This is a genomic window from Streptomyces sp. NPDC015125, assembly GCF_043080045.1.
In the GTDB taxonomy this organism is placed as follows: Bacteria; Actinomycetota; Actinomycetes; order Streptomycetales; family Streptomycetaceae; genus Streptomyces.
The window spans coordinates 69,227-89,445 of record NZ_JBIBVF010000014.1 but is presented as its reverse complement, the minus strand read 5'-3'; the positions used below and the strand labels follow the sequence as shown (position 1 = coordinate 89,445).

Sequence of the window (20,219 nt, the reverse complement as noted above, 5' to 3'; positions counted from 1 at the left end):
CTAATTGATCAGGGCGCGGTAGGAGGTATCTGTCCGCTGTCGGACGAGGCGCCGTCGGGGGGCTGAAGAACGGGTGTCAACGCGACGGCTCCCAGGGCCAGCAGCGCGGCGGCCAGCAGCGCGGGGGCGTTGGGCCCGAAGGCCGTGGCGGCCGCACCGCCGCACAGCGCGCCGAGCGGTGTCCCGGCGACGGAGACCGTACGGAAGGCGGAGCTGATCCTGCCGAGCATCCCGGCCGGGCTGCGCCGCTGCACGGCCGTGGTCTCCAGGACGTTCCACACCATGCCGGCGAAGCCGAACAGACCCAGGAGCAGCGCCGCGAGCCAGACCGAGCGCAGCGTCCCGAAGCCCACCAGGGTCACCGCCTGGAGCACTCCGGCAAGCAGCAGGGTGCGGCCGGTGCCGCCGAGCGCGGCGATCGTCCGGTCCGCGAGGAGCCCGCCCAGGACCATCCCGATGCCGTAGCCGGTGGTCACGACGGCATAGCCGAAGTCCCCGGCACCCAGCCAGCCCTTGACGACCACCACCAGGGTCGCGATCAGCGCGCCGATGCCGATATTGCCCAGCGCCACCGACACACAGAACGCACGCAGCACCCGGTCGCGCCACAACTGCCGTATCCCCTCGCCGATTTCGCGCCGGACAGTGCGCCCTGCGGTGGCCGGCCGCCCGGCCGGCGGGCCGGTGCGCAAGGAGGCGACGAGGGCGGCCGCGACGAGGTAGGTGGCCGCGTCGGCCAGGAACGGGAGCGCGGCGCCGAGCGCGATGAGCGCCGGAGCGAGCGGCCCGCCGATGAACCGCCCGGCCACCTCCTGACAGGTCATCAGGCGCGCGTTGGCGAGGCCCAGCTTCTCCTGGGGCACCACCACGGGCAGCAGGGCCGTGGCGGCGTTGTCGAAGAGTGTCTGGAGGGTGGTGAGCGCGAAGGACAGGGCGAGCAGCAGCCCGATGCTCACCCGGTCGAGCGCCACGGCCAGGGCGAAGCCGGCCATCAGCAGCCCGCGCAGCACATCGACCGCCCACATCGCCCGGCGCTGGTCCACCCGGTCCGCAACCGCGCCGCCCAGCAGCCCGAAGAGCAGCCAGGGAACGAAGCCGCAGGCGGTGACGAGTGAGATCAACAGCGGGGAACCGGTCAGGGTATAGGCGAGCAGCGGCAGCGCCGTGCCGCGCAGGGCGTCACCGAAGCGGGAGACGGCGGCGGCACCACATAACCGGCCGAAGCCACCGCCCGGGACGAGCACGCCGGCTCCAGCCGCACGTCCCCTCTCCGTACCCCACTCCGTCCCCGTACCCGCCTCCGCGCCTGCTTTTCTGCGTGCCATCCCGCCCGGCCCCCGTCCGCCTCGTGCGCCTACGAAAACAGTACGGGCGACCACTGACAGCGATCCTCGGGCACCTTCCCCATCCGCTGCCTCAGATGCGTGTACCAACGCGGTCGGCCCGGCCGGAGGGATGGTGTCCCCTCCGGCCGGGCCGACCGAGATGAGCTGGCTGGTCCGTCAGATTTCGCCGCGGAGCTTGGCAAGCGCCTCCGCGAGGATCGCCTCACCGTCGGCGTCGCTGCGGCGCTCCCGGACGTAGGCGAGGTGGGTCTTGTAGGGCTCGGTGCGCGGCGGGTCCGGCGGGCTGTCCCGGTCCTTGCCTGCCGGGAAACCACAGCGCGGGCAGTCCCAGGTGTCCGGAACCTGCGCATCGCCGGCGAAGCTGGGCTGCGTCTCGTGCCCGTTGGAGCACCAGAAGGAGATGCGGGTGCGCGGCGCGGACTCGCCGCGCTCGGCCTCCCCCATCGGCCCCGCCCCGACCCGACTTCCTCGGATCGCGTTGCCACTTGCCACGGTTGTAACTCCCTGCGTCATGGTGCTGCACAGCCTCTCGCAGCAGCTGGGCTGCGGAACGCCCCAGTCTACGTAAGGCCCAACGCGCGTCCAGTGGCTGGAGTTACCCGTCCGAGGACGCCACCCTCATGATAGGCCGCGCCTCCGACGCATTGTCAGTTGCCGAGCTTCATCAGGACGCCGAGCACGACGATGCAGGCGAACCACAACAGAGCGATCACAATGGTGATGCGGTCGAGGTTGCGCTCGGCGACCGAGGAGCCACCGACCGAGGACTGCATGCCGCCACCGAACATGTCGGACAGGCCGCCGCCCTTTCCCTTGTGCATGAGCACCAGCATCATCAGCAGCAGGCTGAAGACGATGAGGGCGATCGAGAACCCGATGACCACGGCTGGACCAACTCTCTAGGACTGACGGACGGACGTATGGATCACGATATCTGCAACAAATGGTGCGGGGCCGGGGGCGGTGCCGCTGCACCGGTCCCGGCCCCGACAGGGTACGACGAGGGCTCCCCCTCGTCATAGCTGCTACTGGTCGCGGAAGCGGACGATCTTCACAAACTCGTCCGCATCCAGCGCCGCGCCGCCGATCAGCGCGCCGTCGACGTCGGGCTGCGCCATGATCGCGGCGACGTTCCCGGACTTGACCGAGCCGCCGTACTGGATGCGGACCTTGTCGGCCAGCTCCTGGCTGTAGAGCTCGGCGAGGCGGCCGCGGATGGCGCCGCAGACCTCCTGCGCGTCCTCGGGGGTGGCGACCTCGCCGGTGCCGATGGCCCACACCGGCTCGTAGGCGATCACGACGGTCTCGGCCTGCTCGGCCGGGACGTCCTTGAGGCCGCCGTCGACCTGGGCGAGGGTGTGCGCGACCTGGTTGCCGGCCTTGCGCACCTCCAGCCCCTCGCCGACGCACAGGATCGGGGTGATGCCGTGCTTGAAGGCGGCCTTGACCTTGGCGTTGCAGATCTCTTCGTTCTCGCCGTGGTACTGGCGGCGCTCGCTGTGGCCGACGGCCACAAACGCGCACTTGAGCTTGGCCAGCATCGGGCCGGAGATCTCACCGGTGTAGGCACCGGAGTCGTGCGCGGAGATGTCCTGGGCGCCGTACTTGATCTTGAGCTTGTCGCCGTCGACCAGCGTCTGCACCGACCGCAGGTCGGTGAAGGGCGGCAGGACCGCGACCTCTACGGCGTCGAAGTCCTTGTCGGCAAGGGCGAAGGCGAGCTTCTGGACATGGGCGATGGCCTCGAGGTGATTGAGGTTCATCTTCCAGTTGCCCGCCATCAGCGGGGTACGGCCCTCGTTAAGAGCAGTCACGTTGTTCAGTCCTCCAGAGCGGCGAGGCCGGGCAGCGTCTTGCCTTCGAGGTATTCGAGGCTGGCGCCACCGCCGGTCGAAATATGGCCGAATGCATTCTCGTCGAAGCCCAGCAGTCGCACGGCGGCGGCCGAGTCACCGCCACCGACGACGGTGAAGGCGTCCGAGTCCAGCAGCCCCTTCGCGACGGCCTCGGTGCCGCCCGCGTAGTCGGGGTGCTCGAAGACGCCCATCGGGCCGTTCCAGAAGACGGTGCCCGCGTCGGCGAGCTTCGCGGCGTAGAGCTCGCGGGTCTTCGGGCCGATGTCCAGGCCCTCCTGGTCGGCCGGGATGGCGTCCGCGGCGACGGTCTCGGGGTGGGCCGGGGCCTTGGTCTTCAGGTCCGGGAACTCGGTCGACACCAGGATGTCGACGGGCAGGACGAACTCCACACCGCGCTTCTCGGCCCGGGCCAGGTACTCCAGGCAGGCCGGAACCTGGTCCTCCTGGAGCAGCGAGATGCCGACCTCGTGGCCCTTGGCCTTGAGGAAGGTGTACGCCATCCCGCCACCGACCAGGATGCGGTCGGCCTTCTCGATCAGCTGGTCGATGACGGCGAGCTTGTCGGAGACCTTGGCGCCGCCGAGCACGACGGCGTAGGGGCGCTTGACGTCCTCGGTGAGCTTCTTCAGGACGCGCACCTCGGTGGCGATCAGATCGCCGGCGGCGTGCGGAAGCCGCTGGGGCAGGTCGTAGACGGAGGCGTGCTTGCGGTGCACGGCACCGAAGCCGTCGCCGACGTACAGGTCCGCGAGGGCGGCGAGACGGTCGGCGAAGGCGGCGCGCTCGGCGTCGTCCTTGCTGGTCTCGCCCGCGTTGAAGCGAAGGTTCTCCAGAACGGCCACCTGGCCGTCGGCCAGCGAAGCGGTCACGGACGCGGCGGACTCACCGACCGTGTCGGTCGCGAACGCCACGGCCTGCCCGAGGATCTCCCCCAGCCGCTCGGCGGCGGGGCCCAGCGAGAAGGCCGGGTCCGGGGCGCCCTTGGGACGGCCCAGGTGGGAGGCGACGATCACCTTGGCGCCGCGCTCGACGAGCTTGGCGATCGTCGGGGCAACGGCGCGGATCCGGCCGTCGTCGGTGATGGTGGTGCCGTCCAGCGGCACGTTCAGGTCGGCGCGGACAAAGACCCGCTTACCCGCTACCTGGAGGTCGTCGATCGTCTTCATGAGGAGTGACTCCATCACATGGGTCGGTCGGTCGCGGAACGGGGCCCGTACGACGCCTCATCGCGTCGTACGAGCCCCGTCCCCCACATCTCGGTGTCTCGGGTGTCACCCAGAGATCAGAGCTGGCCGCCGACGAAGGTGGTCAGGTCCACCAGGCGGTTGGAGTAGCCCCACTCGTTGTCGTACCAGCCGACGACCTTGACCTGCTTGCCCTGCGACATGGTGAGCTGGGAGTCGAAGGTGCAGGAGGCCGGGAAGTTCACGATGTCCGAGGAGACGATCGGGTCCTCGGTGTACTCCAGGATGCCCTTGAGCTGACCCTCGGCGGCCTTCTGGAAGGCGGTGTTGATCTCGTCCTTGGTGACCTCGCGGTCGAGCTCCAGGACCAGGTCGGTGACCGAGCCGGTGGGGACGGGCACGCGCATGGCGATGCCGTCCAACTTGCCCTTGAGCTGCGGGAGGACCAGGGCGGTGGCCTTGGCGGCACCCGTCGAGGTCGGGATGATGTTCTCCGCGGCGGCGCGGGCGCGGCGCAGGTCGCTGTGCGGGAAGTCCAGGATGCGCTGGTCGTTGGTGTACGCGTGGACCGTCGTCATCATGCCCTTGACGATGCCGAAGTTCTCGTCGAGAACCTTCGCCATCGGCGCCACACAGTTGGTGGTGCAGGAGGCGTTGGAGATGACGTGGTGCTGGGCGGCGTCGTACTTGTCCTGGTTGACGCCCATCACGATCGTGATGTCCTCGTCCTTGGCGGGCGCGGAGATCAGGACCTTCTTGGCGCCGGCCGCGAGGTGCTTCTCGGCGTCGGCCTTCTTGGTGAAGATGCCGGTCGACTCGATGACGATGTCGGCGCCGAGCTCGGCCCACGGGAGGTTGGCCGGGTCGCGCTCGGCCATCGTCTTGAAGGTCTGGTTGCCGACCGTGATGCTGTCGTCGGTGTGGCTGACGGGCTGCTTGAGACGACCCAGGATGGTGTCGTACTTCAGCAGGTGAACCAGGGTGGCGTTGTCGGTCAGGTCGTTGACACCGACGATCTCGATGTCCGCACCCTGCTCCAGGAGCGCGCGGAAGTAGTTGCGACCAATGCGGCCGAATCCGTTGATGCCTACGCGGATCGTCACGAACCGATCTCCTCGTTGGTACGCCGGCGCAGTTACCGGCGAGCTGTATGGGATGTCCCCGACCGCCTCCGACCCTACCCCTTGCAAGAGACGTACGTGACATTGACATCGACGCCCAAAGATGCTCAAGTGAGCGCCCTTCAGCCCCTCTGACGTGCGCTCGTACGCGCCCCCGTCAGCACATCTGCGCAGAGCGGCGCCCCCGGTGCCCAGTGCGGGCGCCGGGGGCGCATACGGACGGAAGGACCGGGCTCCGGTTCAGCCCACCATGCCCTCGGCGAGTTCCTCGGTGAGGTTGGACTCGGTGCCGGGGATGCCCAGGTCCTGGGCGCGCTTGTCGGCCATGGCCAGCAGTCGGCGGATCCGGCCGGCGACGGCGTCCTTGGTCAGCGGCGGGTCGGCGAGGGCACCCAGCTCCTCCAGGGAGGCCTGCTTGTGCTCCATGCGCAGCCGGCCGGCCGCCGCGAGGTGCTCGGGGACCTCCTCGCCCAGGATCTCCAGGGCCCGCTGGACCCGGGCGCCCGCGGCGACCGCGGCGCGCGCCGAGCGGCGGAGGTTGGCGTCGTCGAAGTTGGCGAGGCGGTTGGCGGTGGCCCGGACCTCGCGGCGCATCCGCCGCTCCTCCCACGCCAGCACCGACTCATGAGCGCCGAGCCGCGTCAGCAGCGCGCCGATCGCATCACCGTCACGGACGACGACGCGGTCCACGCCGCGTACCTCACGGGCCTTGGCGCCGATGCCGAGCCGGCGGGCGGCGCCGACCAGGGCGAGCGCCGCCTCGGGCCCGGGGCAGGTGACCTCCAGGGACGAGGAGCGGCCGGGCTCGGTCAGCGAGCCGTGGGCCAGGAAGGCCCCGCGCCAGGCCGCCTCGGCATCGCAGGTCGCGCCGGAGACCACCTGCGGCGGCAGCCCGCGGATGGGGCGGCCGCGGCCGTCCACCAGGCCGGTCTGGCGGGCCAGCTGATCGCCGCCGGCCACGACCCGTACGACATAGCGGCTGCCGCGCCGCAGGCCGCCGGGGGCCATCACCACCAGGTCGGAGCTGTGCCCGAAGATCTCCAGGATGTCCTTGCGCAGCCGCCGGGCAGCGATGCCCGTGTCCAGCTCCGCCTCGATCACGATGCGCCCGCTGACCAGGTGCAGACCGCCCGCGAACCGCAGGATCGACGAGACCTCCGACTTCCGGCAGCAGGTCCGGGTGACGGGGAGCCGGGAGATTTCATCCTTCACCGCTGCCGTCATCGCCATGGGCCGATCCTTCCATGCATCCGAAAAATACGGTCGTACGCGGCTGCCAGCAGCTCCGGGTCGTGCCGGTCGGGGGCTCCCCCGGCGCTCGACCGGGCGTCGTCTCCTTGTGCGGCGACCGCCGCCAGCTCGACCTCGCTGCCGACCAGCTGCTTGGCGGCAACCGTCAGACCTTCGATGTCGGGCACGGCGGCCTTGTCGGCCAGCACCACGTCGAAGGCGAGTTTAGGGGCGTGTCGGGCCAAAACCTCCAAATGACGCTGCGGGGAGAAGCCATCGGTTTCGCCCGGTTGGGGCGCAAGGTTGAGCGAAAGGACTTTTCGGGCCTTGGTCTCCTCCAGCGCCTCGCGCAGCTCCGGCACCAGCAGATGCGGGATCACGGAGGAGAACCAGGAGCCCGGTCCGAGCACCACCCAATCGGCGTCACGTACGGCGGCGACCGCCTCGGGGACGGCCGGCGGGTCCTCGGGGACCACATGGACGGACTGCACCTCGCCGCGGGTGAGCGCGACGGTGGCCTGGCCGCGGACCGTGGTGATCGCGTCCGGCCGGCTCTCCTCATGGCCCTTGACCTGGGCCTGGAGCTCCAGGGGCACCGCCGACATGGGCAGTACCCGGCCGTGCGCGCCGAGCAGTCTGCCGACCAGGTCGAGCGCCTGGACATGGTCGCCGAGCTGCTCCCACAGTGCGACGATCAGCAGATTCCCGACCGCGTGGTCGTGCAGCTCGCCCTCGCTCGTGAAGCGGTGCTGGATCACCCGGGACCAGGTCTGGCCCCAGTCGTCGTCGCCGCACAGCGCGGCCAGCGCCTTGCGCAGGTCGCCGGGCGGCAGGACACCCAGCTCGTCACGGAGGCGCCCGCTGGAGCCACCGTCGTCGGCAACCGTGACGACAGCGGTCAGGTCACCGGTGATACGGCGCAGCGCGGCCAACGAGGCGGACAGGCCCATGCCCCCGCCCAGTGCCACCACTTTGGGGGTGGCCCCCTTCGTCATACGGCCGCTGGGGACAAACCGCCGGACCTTGCGCAGCCGTGGCGCCCGCCCGGTCACTCGCGCCCCATGTCCCGGTGGACGACGACGGTTTCCACCCCTTCGGAGACCAGCCGGCGGGCCAGCTTCTCGGACATCGCGACACTGCGGTGCTTACCGCCCGTGCAGCCCACGGCGATGGTCACATAGCGCTTGCCCTCACGGCGGTAGCCCTCGGCCACGATCCGCAGCAGCTCGGCGTAGCCGTCCAGGAACTCCTTGGAACCCGGCTGGCTGAAGACGTAGCTGGAGACCTCGTCGTTGAGACCGGTGAAGGGGCGCAGCTCGGGGACCCAGTGCGGGTTGGGGATGAAGCGGCAGTCGATGACCATGTCGGCATCGACCGGAAGGCCGTACTTGAAGCCGAAGGACATGACCGTGGCGCGCAGCTCGGGGACCTCTTCGCCGGCGAACTGGGCGTCCATCTTGGCGCGCAGTTCGTGGACGTTGAGGCTGGAGGTGTCGATGACCAGGTCGGCGTCGCCGCGCAGCTCGCGCAGCAGATCGCGCTCGGCGACGATGCCGTCGACGATCCGGCCGTCGCCCTGGAGGGGGTGCGGGCGGCGCACCGACTCGAAGCGGCGCACCAGGGCCTCGTCGGAGGACTCCAGGAAGACGATGCGGCGCTTGACGTTCTGCGCGTCGAGGGTGGCCAGCGACTCCTTGAGGTTGGCGAAGAAGCGACGGCCGCGGACGTCGACGACGACCGCGATCCGGGCGACATTGCCCTGCGAGCGGGCGCCCAGCTCGACCATCGGCGCGATCAGCTCGGGCGGGATGTTGTCGACGACGAACCAGCCGAGGTCCTCCAGACACTTCGCGGCCGTACTGCGGCCGGCGCCGGACATCCCGGAGATGATCACCAACTCGGGGATCGCGGCGCTCTCGCCCTGGTCGGTCGTGCCCGTGCTCACTTGTGCACCGTCTCTCTCGGTTTCCTGCGCTTCGTGCGGTGTACTCATCGTTCCTGCCCCCGTTCTGCCGACAACGCGACCGGTGGGGCCTCGTCATCCTCCATGATCTCTCCTGTGGCGGTGTTCACCGCAGGGGCGGACGGTGCCGCCCCCGCCAGCGCCGCGGCGACCGTCTCCGCGGTCTTGCGTCCGACGCCCGGGACCTCGCAGATCTCGTCGACGGTCGCGGCCCGCAGCTTTTTCACCGAGCCGAAGTGCTTGAGCAGTGCCTGGCGGCGGGTGTCGCCGAGGCCGGCGACGGCGTCGAGCGGCGAGGACTTCAGCCGCTTGGTGCGCTTGCTGCGCTGATAGCTGATGGCGAAGCGGTGCGCTTCGTCGCGGACGCGCTGGAGGAGGTAGAGGCCCTCGCTGCTGCGCGGGAGCACGACCGGGTCGTCGTCCTCGGGCAGCCAGACCTCTTCGAGGCGCTTGGCCAGACCGCACACGGCGACATCGTCGATGCCGAGTTCGTCCAGGGCCCGGCGGGCGGCCGCGACCTGCGGGGCCCCACCGTCGACGACCACGAGCTGGGGCGGGTAGGCAAAGCGCTTGGGGCGGCCGTCCTCGTCGGTCGGGCGGCCGGCCATGGGGTCCGGCTCCAGCTCGTCGTCGTGCGCCGTGACCGTGCCGGTGCCGGTGCCGGTGCCGGTGCCGGGTGTGATGCCGATGTGATCCGTGATGCCGGTGCCGTCCGTGACGCCGGTGCGGTCCGTGGCCCCGGTGCCGGCGGTGGCTCCGGTGCCGGCGGTGATGCCGTTGTCGTCCACCCGGGCGTCGGCGGACGGCTCCTCGGTCCACTCACCGGACTTCTGCTTCTCCTGGAGATAGCGCTTGAAGCGGCGGCCGATGACCTCGTGCATGGACCGGACATCGTCCTGGCCCTGGAAGGTCTTGATCTGGAAGCGGCGGTATTCGCTCTTCCGGGCGAGACCGTCCTCGAACACCACCATCGAGGCGACCACGTCATCGCCCTGGAGGTGGGAGATGTCGAAGCACTCGATGCGCAGCGGCACCGCATCCAGGCCGAGGGCCTCGGCGATCTCCTCCAGGGCGCGGGAGCGGGTGGTGAGGTCGGAGGCGCGCTTGGTCTTGTGCAGGGCCAGGGCCTGCTGGGCGTTGCGGCCGACCGTGGCCATCAGATCCTTCTTGTCGCCGCGCTGCGGGATGCGCAGCGAGACCTGGGAGCCGCGACGCTGGGAGAGCCACTGCGCGACCGGCTCGACGGGCTCGGGGAGCGCCGGGACCAGGACCTCCTTGGGCACGGCGTCGCCCCGCTCCTCGCCGTACAACTGTTGGAGGGCGTGCTCGACGAGACCGCTGGTGGTGACGGCCTCGACCTTGTCCGTCACCCAGCCTCGCTGGCCGCGCACCCGGCCGCCGCGGACGTGGAAGATCTGGACGGCCGCTTCGAGTTCGTCCTCGGCGAGGGCGATCAGATCGGCGTCGGTGGCGTCGGCGAGCACCACGGCGCTCTTCTCCATGGCCCGCTTGAGCGCCCCTATGTCGTCCCGCAGCCGGGCGGCGCGTTCGTACTCCATCTCCTCGGCGGCCTCCTGCATCTGCCGCTCCAGGCGGCGGAGGTAGGCGCCGGTCCGGCCGGCCATGAAGTCGCAGAACTCCTCGGCGAGTTCGCGGTGTTCGTCGGCGGAGACCCGCCCTACGCAGGGTGCCGAGCACTTGCCGATGTAGCCGAGCAGACAGGGGCGGCCGATCTGGGCGGAGCGCTTGAAGACACCGGCGGAGCACGTCCGCACCGGGAAGACCCGCAGCATCAGGTCGACGGTCTCGCGGATGGCCCAGGCGTGGCCGTACGGACCGAAGTAGCGCACGCCCTTCTTCTTGGCACCGCGCATGACCTGGGCGCGCGGGAACTCCTCGTTGAGGGTCACCGCGAGGTACGGATAGCTCTTGTCGTCGCGGTACTTGACGTTGAAGCGCGGGTCGAACTCCTTGATCCAGCTGTATTCGAGCTGGAGCGCCTCGACCTCGGTGGAGACGACGGTCCACTCCACGGAGGCCGCGGTGGTGACCATCGTGCGCGTACGCGGATGGAGGCCGGCCAGGTCCTGGAAGTAGTTGGCCAGGCGCTGGCGCAGGCTCTTGGCCTTGCCGACGTAGATGACCCGGCCGTGTTCGTCGCGGAACTTATAGACCCCCGGCGAGTCGGGGATCTGTCCCGGCTTGGGTCGATAGCTGCTGGGGTCTGCCATGCACACCACCCTACTGACCGGGACCGACAATCACCGTTCCCCGGCCGTCCCCATTCCCCGGCCGTCACCGTTCCCCGGCCATCACCATTCCCCGGGCCATCGCAGTCCCAGGCCGTCCACGTCCCAGCCCGGCGGCCCCGGTCGGCGGCCCCGGTCGGCTACGTGGCGGCGGCTCAGCAGGCGCCGCGCGGGGGCGGCGGCCGGGGAACGGCCGGACGCGCGGCGGCCTGCCCGTCACACCGACGGCATGTGACGGGCAGGCGGACCGGTCAGGCGCTGCGCCGCCTGCGCAGCGCCGCCGAGGCGGACAGCCCCAGCGCGAGCAGGGCGGCGGCGCCCGCCAGGCTCGTGGCGGCGGTCACCGGCAGGCTGTCGCCCGCGAACGCGCCCGCCGAGACGGGCCGCGGGGCGCGGCGCTCCCGACCCCCGGCGGAGGCCGCTGCCGCTGCCGCCTGCCCGTAGCCGCCGTCCTCGCCGCGCTGGTCGTGCGCGGGGCCGGGCAGCTTGTCCCCGTAGGCCCGCGCCACCCGTTTCCGGTAGGCGGCGACGGTGGTCCCGTGCGCACCGACGACCCTGCGGGCGTCCGCGTCCAGTGGCTCGACCCGGTCGCCGTGCTGCACGTACCAGGCATCGATCTGCGGCTCGTGGAAGACCGTGCCGCCCTCGATGTGCCGTGCGGCGTGCGGGATACCGGGCGCCACGGCGTGCGGGATACCGGGCGCCACGGCGTGCGGGATACCGGGCGCCACGGCGTGCGGGATACCGGGCGCCACGGCGTGCGGGTTGCCGGGGGCCACGGCGTGCGCGCCGCTGCGCTTGCGTTCGGCCGCGAAGAACCGGGCGAGGGGGTCCAGTGTTGCGGGGGCGGTGGCCGCCGCGTGCGCGGCGGCGACGCTCGCCGGGGCCGGGCCCGGGGGCCCGGGGACGGGTGCGGCCAGGGCGAGGTGCGGGGTGAGGCCGAGGAGGGCGGTGATGGACGTGCCGGTGGCGACGGCGCGAAGGGCGGTGCGGACGGCGGTGCGCTTCGTCATGGCCTCAGGCTCCTATCCGGTACCGGGAGTGTGTCCAGGAGAAGGTGCTGCCGTTCACGTAGTAGCCGAAATCGCCCCAGTTGTAGCGATTGTTGGTCGACAATGGATCATCCCAGTACACCCAGTGGCGATCCGTGTCATATCCGTAGATCACATGCATGTGGCCACTGCCGGAGGGCCACTGGATCCGGATCTCGACGGTCCGGCCGGCGTCGCTCTCGTTCCGCACACTGTCGTAGCGGAGCCAACCGGTCGTACAGGAACCGGAGTTGACCGGAGTTGATGCCCATCCAACGGGTCGTGGTGTGCCGCCCGAACTGAGGGTGCGGACGCACCGCACCGCCCCGCACCGCACCGCCCCGCCTCGCCCCGCCTCGCGCTGCGCTCCGCGCTCACCGAACGGGGCCCGCCCTCACCCGCCTCCAGCACGAGCCCGCCCGGCGCGGCGTCACCATCGGGGTGGCCAGCCTGAGTTACCGGCAGCAGGAGGCGCGGCGGCCGCAGCGCCCCGCGTCGCTGCGGGCGGTGCGCACCCTGGAGGAAGTGCCCGACCTGCCGGCGTAATCGCTGCACCGGCTGCCGGTGCCGGAGGCGGCGCCCGCCGCCTGGGGGCGGGCGCCGGAGGCGGCGCCCGCCCCCAGGCCGAGCGGCCGACAGGGACTGACGCTCAGCGGGCAGCACCGCGCCGTGCACCTCGTGGAGCAGGGGGGTACGCCCCGGGATACCGGGCATCTCCGGGGACCGGGGGGAGGCCCTGGCATCGTCTGGGACCGGGGATGAGCCCCGGGCGGCGCCGGCGGGCCGGTGCCTCAGCCCGCGATCAGCTTGCCGCCCTCGGCCTTGACCGGGACCTCGGGCAGCGGCTCGGACGCCGGCCCCTGGATGACCTTGCCGGTGGTGACGTCGAAGCGGCTGCCGTGGCAGGGGCAGCTGCCCTCCTTCTTCTCGACCTCGGCCAGGATGCAGCCGGCGTGGGTGCACTTGGCGCTGAAGCACTTGTAGGTGCCCTTGGCGGGCTGCGAGACGACGAGCCGGTCCTCGTGGTAGAGCTTGGCGCCGCCGACCGGCACCTCGGCGGCGGCTCCGAGATCGACCGGCTCGGCGGGCCGTGCCGGGGCGTTCGCGCCCGAGTCCCCTGGCGAGCAGGCCGCCAGGCCGAAGCCGGCGGCACCGGCGAGCGCGGCCCCCCGCAGCACGGTCCGTCGGGCGGGGGGCTGGCTCATGGCTGCTCCAGAGGTCATGGCATCAGTGGCGGGCGGCTCCCGACGATACCGGCACAGATCGTTCCGCTTCCGGCCGGGCCGGGCGTCCCCGCAGCAGGTCCTGCTCGGCCTCCTCCGGGCTGCGGCCCTTGGTCTCCGGCAGCAGCGGCTGTGCGAAAGGGAATGCCGACAGGGTCGTACCGGCGAAGAACAGGAAGTTGCTCCCGGGGGGGGCGACGGCGACCCGACCACCGACCGCCCGGCCGGTCACCGCCGCGCCCACCGCCACGACCTCGCCGGTCGGCTCGTGCCCCGGAACCGAACCAGCGGATGGACCGCGGCGGGCAGCTCACCGCCGAGGAGATGCCATATCGGTGCCGCACAGCCCACAGGACGTGACGCGCACGACCACCTCATCGGGCTCCGGGGGCGGGGGGCGGGGGCGGGCAGCTCGGTGACAGCGGTGCTGCCCCCCTTGCCCGGTGCGGTGACCACGAGAGCGCGCATCGGCGCCTCCTCACGACGTCGTGCGGGATGGCGACGCCGGGAAGACAGCTACGTCGTGCGGGATGGCGACGCCGGGAAGGCAGCTGGGCGTAAACGCTTACGCAAGCGTTTACGTTTTCGATGGACTGCTCGTAATGTGGTGGACCTCGCGGGACGAGGCCATGGGAGGCCGCGGCGCCGACGGGGTGCCGCACACTCGGGGAGGAAGAGCCGGATGACGACGATGACGGACGTGGCACGGCGCGCGGGGGTCTCCGTCGCCACGGTCTCGCATGTACTGAACGACACCCGTCCGGTGCGGCCCGACACCCGTGCCGCGGTGCTCGGCGCCATCGACGAGCTCGGCTACACCCACAACACCCTGGCCCGCTCCCTGGTCACCTCCCGCACCCGCTCGATCGGACTGGCGGTCTCGGCGATCAGCAACCCGTACTTCACCGAGATCCTCCAGGGTGTCGAGGCCGGCGCCCTGGAGGCCGGCTACAGCCTGCTGATCACCGATCCGCACGACGACCCGCGGCACGAGCGCAAGGTCGTCCAACTGCTGCACGAGCGACGCGTGGACGGCATGATCGTGGCGCCGTCCGCGGAGCCCGCCGAGATGGTGGAGTATCTGGCCCGCCGCGAGGTGCCCACCGTCTTCCTGGACCGGCTGGTCGGCGGCGGCCATGACCAGGTGTGCGCCGAGAACACCGGACCGGTGCGTCAACTGGTCAAGCATCTCGCCGAGTTGGGGCACACCCGGATCGGCCTGGTGGCCGGTCTCCCCGGGCTGAGCACGACCACCGAGCGGGTCCAGGGCTACCGCGAGGGCCTGCGCGCCCACGGCCTGCCGTTCGCGCCGGAACTCCTCGCCGGCGGCAACTCCGAGGCGGCGGGTGCCCAGGACGCCACCCGCCGGCTGCTGGCCGCCCCGGAACCGCCCACCGCGATCATCACCGCCAACAACGCGATGACCATCGGCACCCTCCGGGCCCTGCGCGAGCTCGGCCTGGACGTGCCCCGCGATATCGCGCTGGCCTGCTTCGACGACTTCTCGTGGGCCGATCTGTTCACGCCCCGGCTGACCGCGATCGCCCAGCCCAGCAAGGACATCGGGGCGGCGGCGGTGCGGCTGCTGCTGGAGCGCCTGGCGGAGCCGGACCGGGCCCCGCGCACCGTCCGCCTCCCCTGCACCTTTGTGCACCGTACGTCGTGCGGCTGCGCCGAAACCGTCCCGGCCACGCCCCCGGCCGCTCAGGAAAGGAACCCCCTCCCGTGATCGTTGTCGCCGGCGAGGCGCTGATCGACCTCGTCCCCAGCCCGCAGGACACTCCCCCCTCCATGGAAGGCACGGGAGGGACCACCCCCACCCCGGACGTCCGGTTGCCGGCGCTGCTGCCGCGGCGCGGCGGCGGCCCGTACAACACCGCGGTCGCGTTGGGGCGGCTGGGCTCGCCGGCGGCGTTCTGCTCCCGGATCTCGACCGACAGCTTCGGCGAGGCGCTGCTCCAGGGGCTGCTCAGCGGCGGTGTCGACACCTCCTTGGTGCAGCGCGGCAACGAGCCGACCACCCTCGCCGTGGCGGACATCAGCCCGGACGGGTCGGCGGGCTACGGCTTCTATGCGGACGGCACCGCCGACCGGCTCTTCACCCTGCCGCCCGCGCTGCCCGCCGGGGTCCGTGCGCTCTCCCTGGGCACCTGCTCGCTCGTCCTGGAACCGGGCGCGAGTGCGTACGAGTCCCTGCTGCGCCGCGAGGCCCGGCGGGGTGTCTTCACGGCGCTCGACCCCAACATCCGGCCCGGTCTGATCCCTGACCCGGACGCCTACCGGGCCCGCTTCCTCTCCTGGCTTCCCGACCTCGCCCTGCTGAAGCTGTCGGAGGAGGACGCCCTGTGGCTGGCCGGTGCCGGGGACGGGGCCAGCGCCGGGGACGGGGCGTGTGCCGGAGCCGGCGCGGCGCCGGGCGGTGCGTGGGAGGCGGTCGCCGCGGCGGCGAGGGAATGGCTGGCGGCGGGACCCGCGGCGATCGTCCTCACCCGTGGGGGCGACGGTCTGACGGTACTGAGGCGCGGCGTCGCTGAGCTGACGGTCCCCGGCGAGCGGGTCACCGTCGTCGACACCATCGGGGCCGGCGACACGGTCAACGCCGCGCTCCTGCACCGCCTGGACGCCCATGACGCCCTCTCGTACGCCGCCGTCGCCGCTCTCGGTGACGACGGCTGGCACGACATCCTGCGCTTCGCCGCCCGTGCAGCCGCCGTCACCTGCTCCCGCGCGGGAGCGGAACCGCCGTTCGCCACGGAGTTGGCGGCGTAGGCGGCGTAGGCAGCGTAGGCAGCGTAGGCAGCGGGGCGGGGCCACGGCGCCGACCGGGAAAGGGAAGCGGCGGCACAGCGAGGACGCCGCCCGGTGAGGACGCCGCCCGGCGAGGAGCGGCGGCACAACGGAATGCGGCGGCCCGCGGCGGAGCATCGTCCTGCGCACCACAGCGGGCCGTCACCGCCCCCTGGGGAGAGCGGTGACGGCCCGGCAGGAACGTGCGGCGGTGTCAGGAGGCCTTGCGGGCCCGCGCCGTCGTCTTCTTGGCCGCGGCCGCGGTCTTCTTGGCGGCCGTCTTCTTCGCCGCGGCCTTCTTGGCCACCGGCTTCTTCGCGGTGGCCCCCGCCGGGGCGGCATCGCTGACGCGGTCGCCGAGGATCTCCCGCAGGAACTTGCCGGTGTGGCTGGCCGGGATCGAGGCGACGCCCTCCGGGGTGCCCTCGGCGACGACCAGACCACCGCCGTTGCCGCCTTCGGGACCCATGTCGACGACCCAGTCCGCCGTCTTGATCACATCGAGGTTGTGCTCGATGACGATCACCGTGTTGCCCTTGTCCACCAGGCCGGACAGCACATTGATCAGCTTGCTGATGTCGTCGAAGTGCAGACCGGTGGTCGGCTCGTCGAGGACATAGACCGTGCTGCCCGTCGAGCGCTTCTGGAGCTCGCTGGCCAGCTTGACGCGCTGCGCCTCACCACCGGAGAGCGTCGGCGCGGACTGGCCGAGCCGGACATACCCGAGACCGACCTCGTTGAGCGTCTTGAGATGCCGGGAAATGGTCGGCACCGCCTCGAAGAAGCTCAGCGCCTCCTCGATGGGCATGTCCAGCACCTCGGCGATGGACTTGCCCTTGTAGTGGACCTCCAGCGTCTCCCGGTTGTAGCGCGCGCCGTGGCAGACCTCGCACGGCACATACACATCCGGCAGGAAGTTCATCTCGATCTTGATCGTGCCGTCGCCGGAGCAGTTCTCGCAGCGGCCGCCCTTCACGTTGAAGGAGAAGCGCCCCGGCAGATAGCCGCGGACCTTGGCTTCCATCGTCTCCGCGAAGAGCTTGCGGACATGATCGAAGACGCCGGTGTAGGTGGCCGGGTTGGAACGCGGGGTACGGCCGATCGGTGACTGGTCGACATGAACGACCTTGTCCACCAGGTCGTCGCCGGCCACCCGGGTGTGCCGGCCCGGCACCGACTTGGCGCCGTTCAGCTCGCGTGCCAGGTGGGTGTAGAGGATGTCGTTGACCAGCGTCGACTTACCGGACCCGGAGACGCCGGTGACGGCGGTGAACACTCCGAGCGGGAAGGAGACGTCGATGTCGCGGAGGTTGTTCTCCTTCGCGCCATGGACCGTCAGCTGCCGCGACGGGTCGGCGGGCCGCCGGATGTCCGGGGTCGCGATGACCTTCTTGCCGGACAGGTACTGGCCGGTGATCGACTCCTTGGTGGCCAGCAGCTGCTTCATCGGCCCGCTGTGCACGACCTTGCCGCCGTGCTCGCCCGCGCCGGGGCCGATGTCCACCACCCAGTCCGCGACCTTGATGGTGTCCTCGTCGTGCTCGACGACGATCAGGGTGTTGCCCATGTCGCGCAGCCGCACCAGGGTCTCGATCAGCCGGTGGTTGTCGCGCTGGTGCAGACCGATCGACGGCTCGTCGAGGACATAGAGCACGCCCACCAGGCCGGAGCCGATCTGGGTGGCGAGGCGGATGCGCTGGGCCTCGCCGCCGGAGAGGGTGCCGGCCGCGCGGTTCAGCGAGAGGTAGTCCAGGCCGACGTCGACCAGGAACTTCAGCCGCTCGTTGACCTCCTTGAGGACCCGCTCGGCGATCTTCTTCTCGCGGGCGGTGAGCTTCATGTCCCGCAGGAAGTCGGCGCAGTCGCTGATCGACATGGCCGCGACCTCGGCGATCGACCTCTCCTGGACCGTGACGGCGAGCACGATCGGCTTCAGCCGGGTGCCCTCACAGGTCGGGCAGGGCACCTCGCGCATATAGCCCTCGAAGCGCTCCCGGCTGCTGTCGCTCTCCGCCTCGGAGTGCCGCCGCTTGACGAACGGGACGGCGCCCTCGAAGGGGGTGGTGTAGGCCCGCTGGCGGCCGTACCGGTTGCGGTAGCGCACCTCGATCTGGGTCTTGTGGCCGTTCAGCAGCGCCTTCTTGGCGCGGGCCGGCAGCCCGGCCCAGGGGATGTCCGTACGGAATCCGAGGGCGTCCGCCAGCGCGCCGACCAGTCGGCCGAAGTACTCCTTGGTGTGGCCGTGCGACCAGGGGTGGATGGCGCCCTCGTCGAGGGAGCGGTCCTCGTCGGGGACGATCAGGTCGGGGTCGACCTCCATGCGCGTACCGATGCCGGTGCAGTCCGGGCAGGCGCCGAAGGGCGAGTTGAAGGAGAAGGAGCGGGGCTCCAGCTCCTCGAAGGAGAGGTCGTCGTAGGCGCAGTACAGATGCTCCGAATACATCCGCTCGCGCTGCGGGTCGTCCGCGTCCAGATCGACGAAGTCGAGGATGACCATGCCGCCGGAGAGCCCGAGGGCGGTCTCGACGGAGTCGGTCAGCCGGCGCTTGGCGGACTCCTTGACCGTGAGGCGGTCGACGACCACCTCGATGGTGTGCTTCTCCTGCTTCTTCAGCTTCGGTGGCTCGGAGAGCTGGATCGTCTCCCCGTCGACCCGGGCCCGGCTGTAGCCCTTCGTCTGGAGGTCGGAGAAGAGATCGACGAACTCGCCCTTGCGCTCGCGCACCAGTGGGGAGAGCACCTGGAAGCGGCTGCCCTCGGGGAGTTCGAGCACCTTGTCGACGATGGCCTGCGGCGACTGCCGGGCGATCGGCCGCCCGCACTCGGGGCAGTGCGGCTTGCCGATACGGGCGAAGAGCAGACGGAGGTAGTCGTAGACCTCGGTGATCGTGCCGACCGTCGAGCGCGGGTTGCGCGACGTCGATTTCTGGTCGATCGAAACCGCGGGGGACAGGCCCTCGATGAAGTCCACATCGGGCTTGTCCATCTGCCCGAGGAACTGCCGGGCATAGGAGGAGAGCGACTCGACATAGCGCCGCTGCCCCTCGGCGAAGATCGTGTCGAAGGCGAGCGAGGACTTGCCCGACCCGGAGAGCCCCGTGAAGACGATGAGGGAGTCGCGGGGGAGGTCGAGCGAGACGTTCTTGAGGTTGTGCTCGCGAGCGCCACGGACGATGAGACGGTCGGCCACGCCGGTCGGCACCTTTCTTGGGAGGGGGCGGGGGCCGCGGCTCCTGCGTCCGCCGCGCGGTGGGTGAGCAGAGGCGACGGAGCGGAGCGGAGCCCCCGACCCAGGGTATGGGGCCCGCCGCGGCACTGTGTTTGGGATGCCACACACGAGCCTATAGCACGCGCATTCGATTTAGGGGGTTCGCAAGCCCTCTTCACCCGAACGTGTGGCGGCCCCACAATCTTCCCCGCGCCGGCCGCACGCCCGTACGCTGCAGGAACTCTCCCGTCAGGCACATCCGGGCAGCGCACGCTCCAGCGCATCGAACGTGCGCCGCAGCACCTCCGCCTGTTCAACGGCCACCTCGTCCACCGGGTCACCCCCGAGCTGCCGGGCCAGCGCTTCGGCACACGCCGCCCGGATCCCCGCGACGATCAGCGCCGCGGCCAGCCGGGCGTCCCGGCCGGGGCGGTCCGCTTCACCGCCCGCCGCCTCGGCCAGCAGCACGGCCAGGGCGTTCTCCATCTCCTCGAGCGCCTCCCGGCCCCGCGCGCGCAGCGCCGGCGAGTCCAGCACCGTCCGCCAGAAGTGCTCGAACCCCTCCCCCACGGCGGCCAGCGGATGCCGCTTTGCCAGCAGCCCGAGCGCCAGCCGGCGCAGCGCGGCGAGCGGCGACTCGTCCGCACCGCGCTCGCGGACGGCGCGGGTGAGGAGCTCCCGGACCTCGGGGATCCGGTCGAGGAAGAGGTCCTCCTTGCGCGGGAAGTAGTTGAAGACCGTCATCGTGGACACCTCGGCGGCGCGGGCCACCTCGGCGACGGTCACATTGTCGAAGCCCCGCCGGATGAACAGCAGCGTGGCCTCGCCGGAGATCCGCTGCCGGGTGCGCAGCTTCTTGCGCTCGCGCAGCGTCAGCCGCCCGTCGTCCGCAAGGAAACCGGTCTCGGCCCGCCGGCCGCCGGCCTCGCCGCCCGCAGGCTCTTCACCACTGCGCCCCCCTTCACCACTACGCCGCTCCTCGTCACTACGCCGCTCCTCGTCCGTCATGGCCGAAAGGGTA

At 71.1% G+C, this 20,219-nt stretch carries 18 protein-coding genes; 2 read left to right on the top strand and 16 right to left on the bottom strand.

The window, feature by feature from the left end; translation table 11 throughout:
- Positions 1 to 8 precede the first annotated feature (8 nt).
- From ACF088_RS26200 to ACF088_RS26135, 14 genes are all read right to left on the bottom strand, one after another.
- A complete protein-coding gene (locus tag ACF088_RS26200; RefSeq protein WP_392378257.1) occupies positions 9 to 1,244 on the bottom strand; it encodes an MFS transporter in 1,236 nt (411 codons plus the stop codon).
- A 258-nt stretch (positions 1,245 to 1,502) separates the two neighbouring features.
- Positions 1,503 to 1,838 carry an RNA polymerase-binding protein RbpA gene (locus ACF088_RS26195; RefSeq protein ID WP_006606296.1) on the bottom strand — a complete coding sequence of 112 codons (336 nt, stop codon included), beginning with the start codon at positions 1,836 to 1,838 and terminating at the stop codon, positions 1,503 to 1,505.
- A gap of 155 nt (positions 1,839 to 1,993) precedes the next feature.
- Positions 1,994 to 2,230, bottom strand: coding sequence for a preprotein translocase subunit SecG (gene secG / locus ACF088_RS26190; protein WP_392378256.1), 237 nt, complete (start codon positions 2,228 to 2,230; stop codon positions 1,994 to 1,996).
- A 141-nt stretch (positions 2,231 to 2,371) separates the two neighbouring features.
- Complete coding sequence (tpiA, locus tag ACF088_RS26185; RefSeq protein ID WP_392378366.1) at positions 2,372 to 3,127, bottom strand: triose-phosphate isomerase; 756 nt, start codon at positions 3,125 to 3,127, stop codon at positions 2,372 to 2,374.
- Between the two features lie 38 nt (positions 3,128 to 3,165).
- The gene (locus tag ACF088_RS26180) at positions 3,166 to 4,368 is read right to left on the bottom strand and encodes a phosphoglycerate kinase (protein ID WP_392378255.1); all 1,203 of its coding nucleotides are present in this window, start codon (positions 4,366 to 4,368) and stop codon (positions 3,166 to 3,168) included.
- 116 nt (positions 4,369 to 4,484) lie between these two features.
- Positions 4,485 to 5,489 carry a type I glyceraldehyde-3-phosphate dehydrogenase gene (gene gap, locus ACF088_RS26175; RefSeq protein WP_336049419.1) on the bottom strand — a complete coding sequence of 335 codons (1,005 nt, stop codon included), beginning with the start codon at positions 5,487 to 5,489 and terminating at the stop codon, positions 4,485 to 4,487.
- A gap of 258 nt (positions 5,490 to 5,747) precedes the next feature.
- The gene (whiA, locus tag ACF088_RS26170; protein WP_018091880.1) at positions 5,748 to 6,737 is read right to left on the bottom strand and encodes a DNA-binding protein WhiA; all 990 of its coding nucleotides are present in this window, start codon (positions 6,735 to 6,737) and stop codon (positions 5,748 to 5,750) included.
- Complete coding sequence (gene yvcK / locus ACF088_RS26165; protein ID WP_392378254.1) at positions 6,728 to 7,789, bottom strand: uridine diphosphate-N-acetylglucosamine-binding protein YvcK; 1,062 nt, start codon at positions 7,787 to 7,789, stop codon at positions 6,728 to 6,730. Before yvcK ends, whiA begins: the two co-directional genes overlap by 10 nt.
- Positions 7,786 to 8,730: an RNase adapter RapZ gene (gene rapZ, locus ACF088_RS26160; RefSeq protein ID WP_088797133.1), complete on the bottom strand. Its 945-nt coding sequence runs from the start codon at positions 8,728 to 8,730 to the stop codon at positions 7,786 to 7,788. The genes yvcK and rapZ overlap by 4 nt, the downstream gene beginning before the upstream one ends.
- On the bottom strand, positions 8,727 to 10,931 hold the full coding sequence (gene uvrC / locus ACF088_RS26155) for an excinuclease ABC subunit UvrC (RefSeq protein ID WP_392378253.1): 2,205 nt from the start codon (positions 10,929 to 10,931) through the stop codon (positions 8,727 to 8,729). The genes rapZ and uvrC overlap by 4 nt, the downstream gene beginning before the upstream one ends.
- 269 nt (positions 10,932 to 11,200) lie before the next feature.
- Positions 11,201 to 11,962 (bottom strand): hypothetical protein, encoded by a 762-nt coding sequence (locus ACF088_RS26150; RefSeq protein ID WP_392378252.1) that lies wholly within the window; start codon positions 11,960 to 11,962, stop codon positions 11,201 to 11,203.
- Between the two features lie 4 nt (positions 11,963 to 11,966).
- Entirely contained in the window at positions 11,967 to 12,191 is a 225-nt protein-coding gene (locus tag ACF088_RS26145; protein ID WP_392378251.1) for a hypothetical protein, read from the bottom strand.
- 580 nt (positions 12,192 to 12,771) lie between these two features.
- The gene (locus ACF088_RS26140; protein WP_392378250.1) at positions 12,772 to 13,185 is read right to left on the bottom strand and encodes a Rieske (2Fe-2S) protein; all 414 of its coding nucleotides are present in this window, start codon (positions 13,183 to 13,185) and stop codon (positions 12,772 to 12,774) included.
- Between the two features lie 22 nt (positions 13,186 to 13,207).
- Positions 13,208 to 13,447, bottom strand: coding sequence for a hypothetical protein (locus ACF088_RS26135; RefSeq protein ID WP_392378249.1), 240 nt, complete (start codon positions 13,445 to 13,447; stop codon positions 13,208 to 13,210).
- A 438-nt stretch (positions 13,448 to 13,885) separates the two neighbouring features.
- Between ACF088_RS26135 and ACF088_RS26130 the strand changes: the two genes are divergently transcribed.
- Both ACF088_RS26130 and ACF088_RS26125 read left to right on the top strand, forming a co-directional pair.
- Positions 13,886 to 14,932 (top strand): LacI family DNA-binding transcriptional regulator, encoded by a 1,047-nt coding sequence (locus ACF088_RS26130; protein WP_392378248.1) that lies wholly within the window; start codon positions 13,886 to 13,888, stop codon positions 14,930 to 14,932.
- Positions 14,929 to 15,972: a carbohydrate kinase gene (locus ACF088_RS26125; RefSeq protein ID WP_392378247.1), complete on the top strand. Its 1,044-nt coding sequence runs from the start codon at positions 14,929 to 14,931 to the stop codon at positions 15,970 to 15,972. The genes ACF088_RS26130 and ACF088_RS26125 overlap by 4 nt, the downstream gene beginning before the upstream one ends.
- 232 nt (positions 15,973 to 16,204) lie before the next feature.
- Here ACF088_RS26125 and uvrA read toward each other — a convergent pair whose 3' ends face one another.
- Together uvrA and ACF088_RS26115 are read right to left on the bottom strand one after the other, a co-directional pair.
- Positions 16,205 to 19,180: an excinuclease ABC subunit UvrA gene (gene uvrA / locus ACF088_RS26120; RefSeq protein ID WP_392378246.1), complete on the bottom strand. Its 2,976-nt coding sequence runs from the start codon at positions 19,178 to 19,180 to the stop codon at positions 16,205 to 16,207.
- Between the two features lie 267 nt (positions 19,181 to 19,447).
- Positions 19,448 to 20,206 (bottom strand): TetR/AcrR family transcriptional regulator, encoded by a 759-nt coding sequence (locus ACF088_RS26115; RefSeq protein WP_392378245.1) that lies wholly within the window; start codon positions 20,204 to 20,206, stop codon positions 19,448 to 19,450.
- Positions 20,207 to 20,219 lie beyond the last annotated feature (13 nt).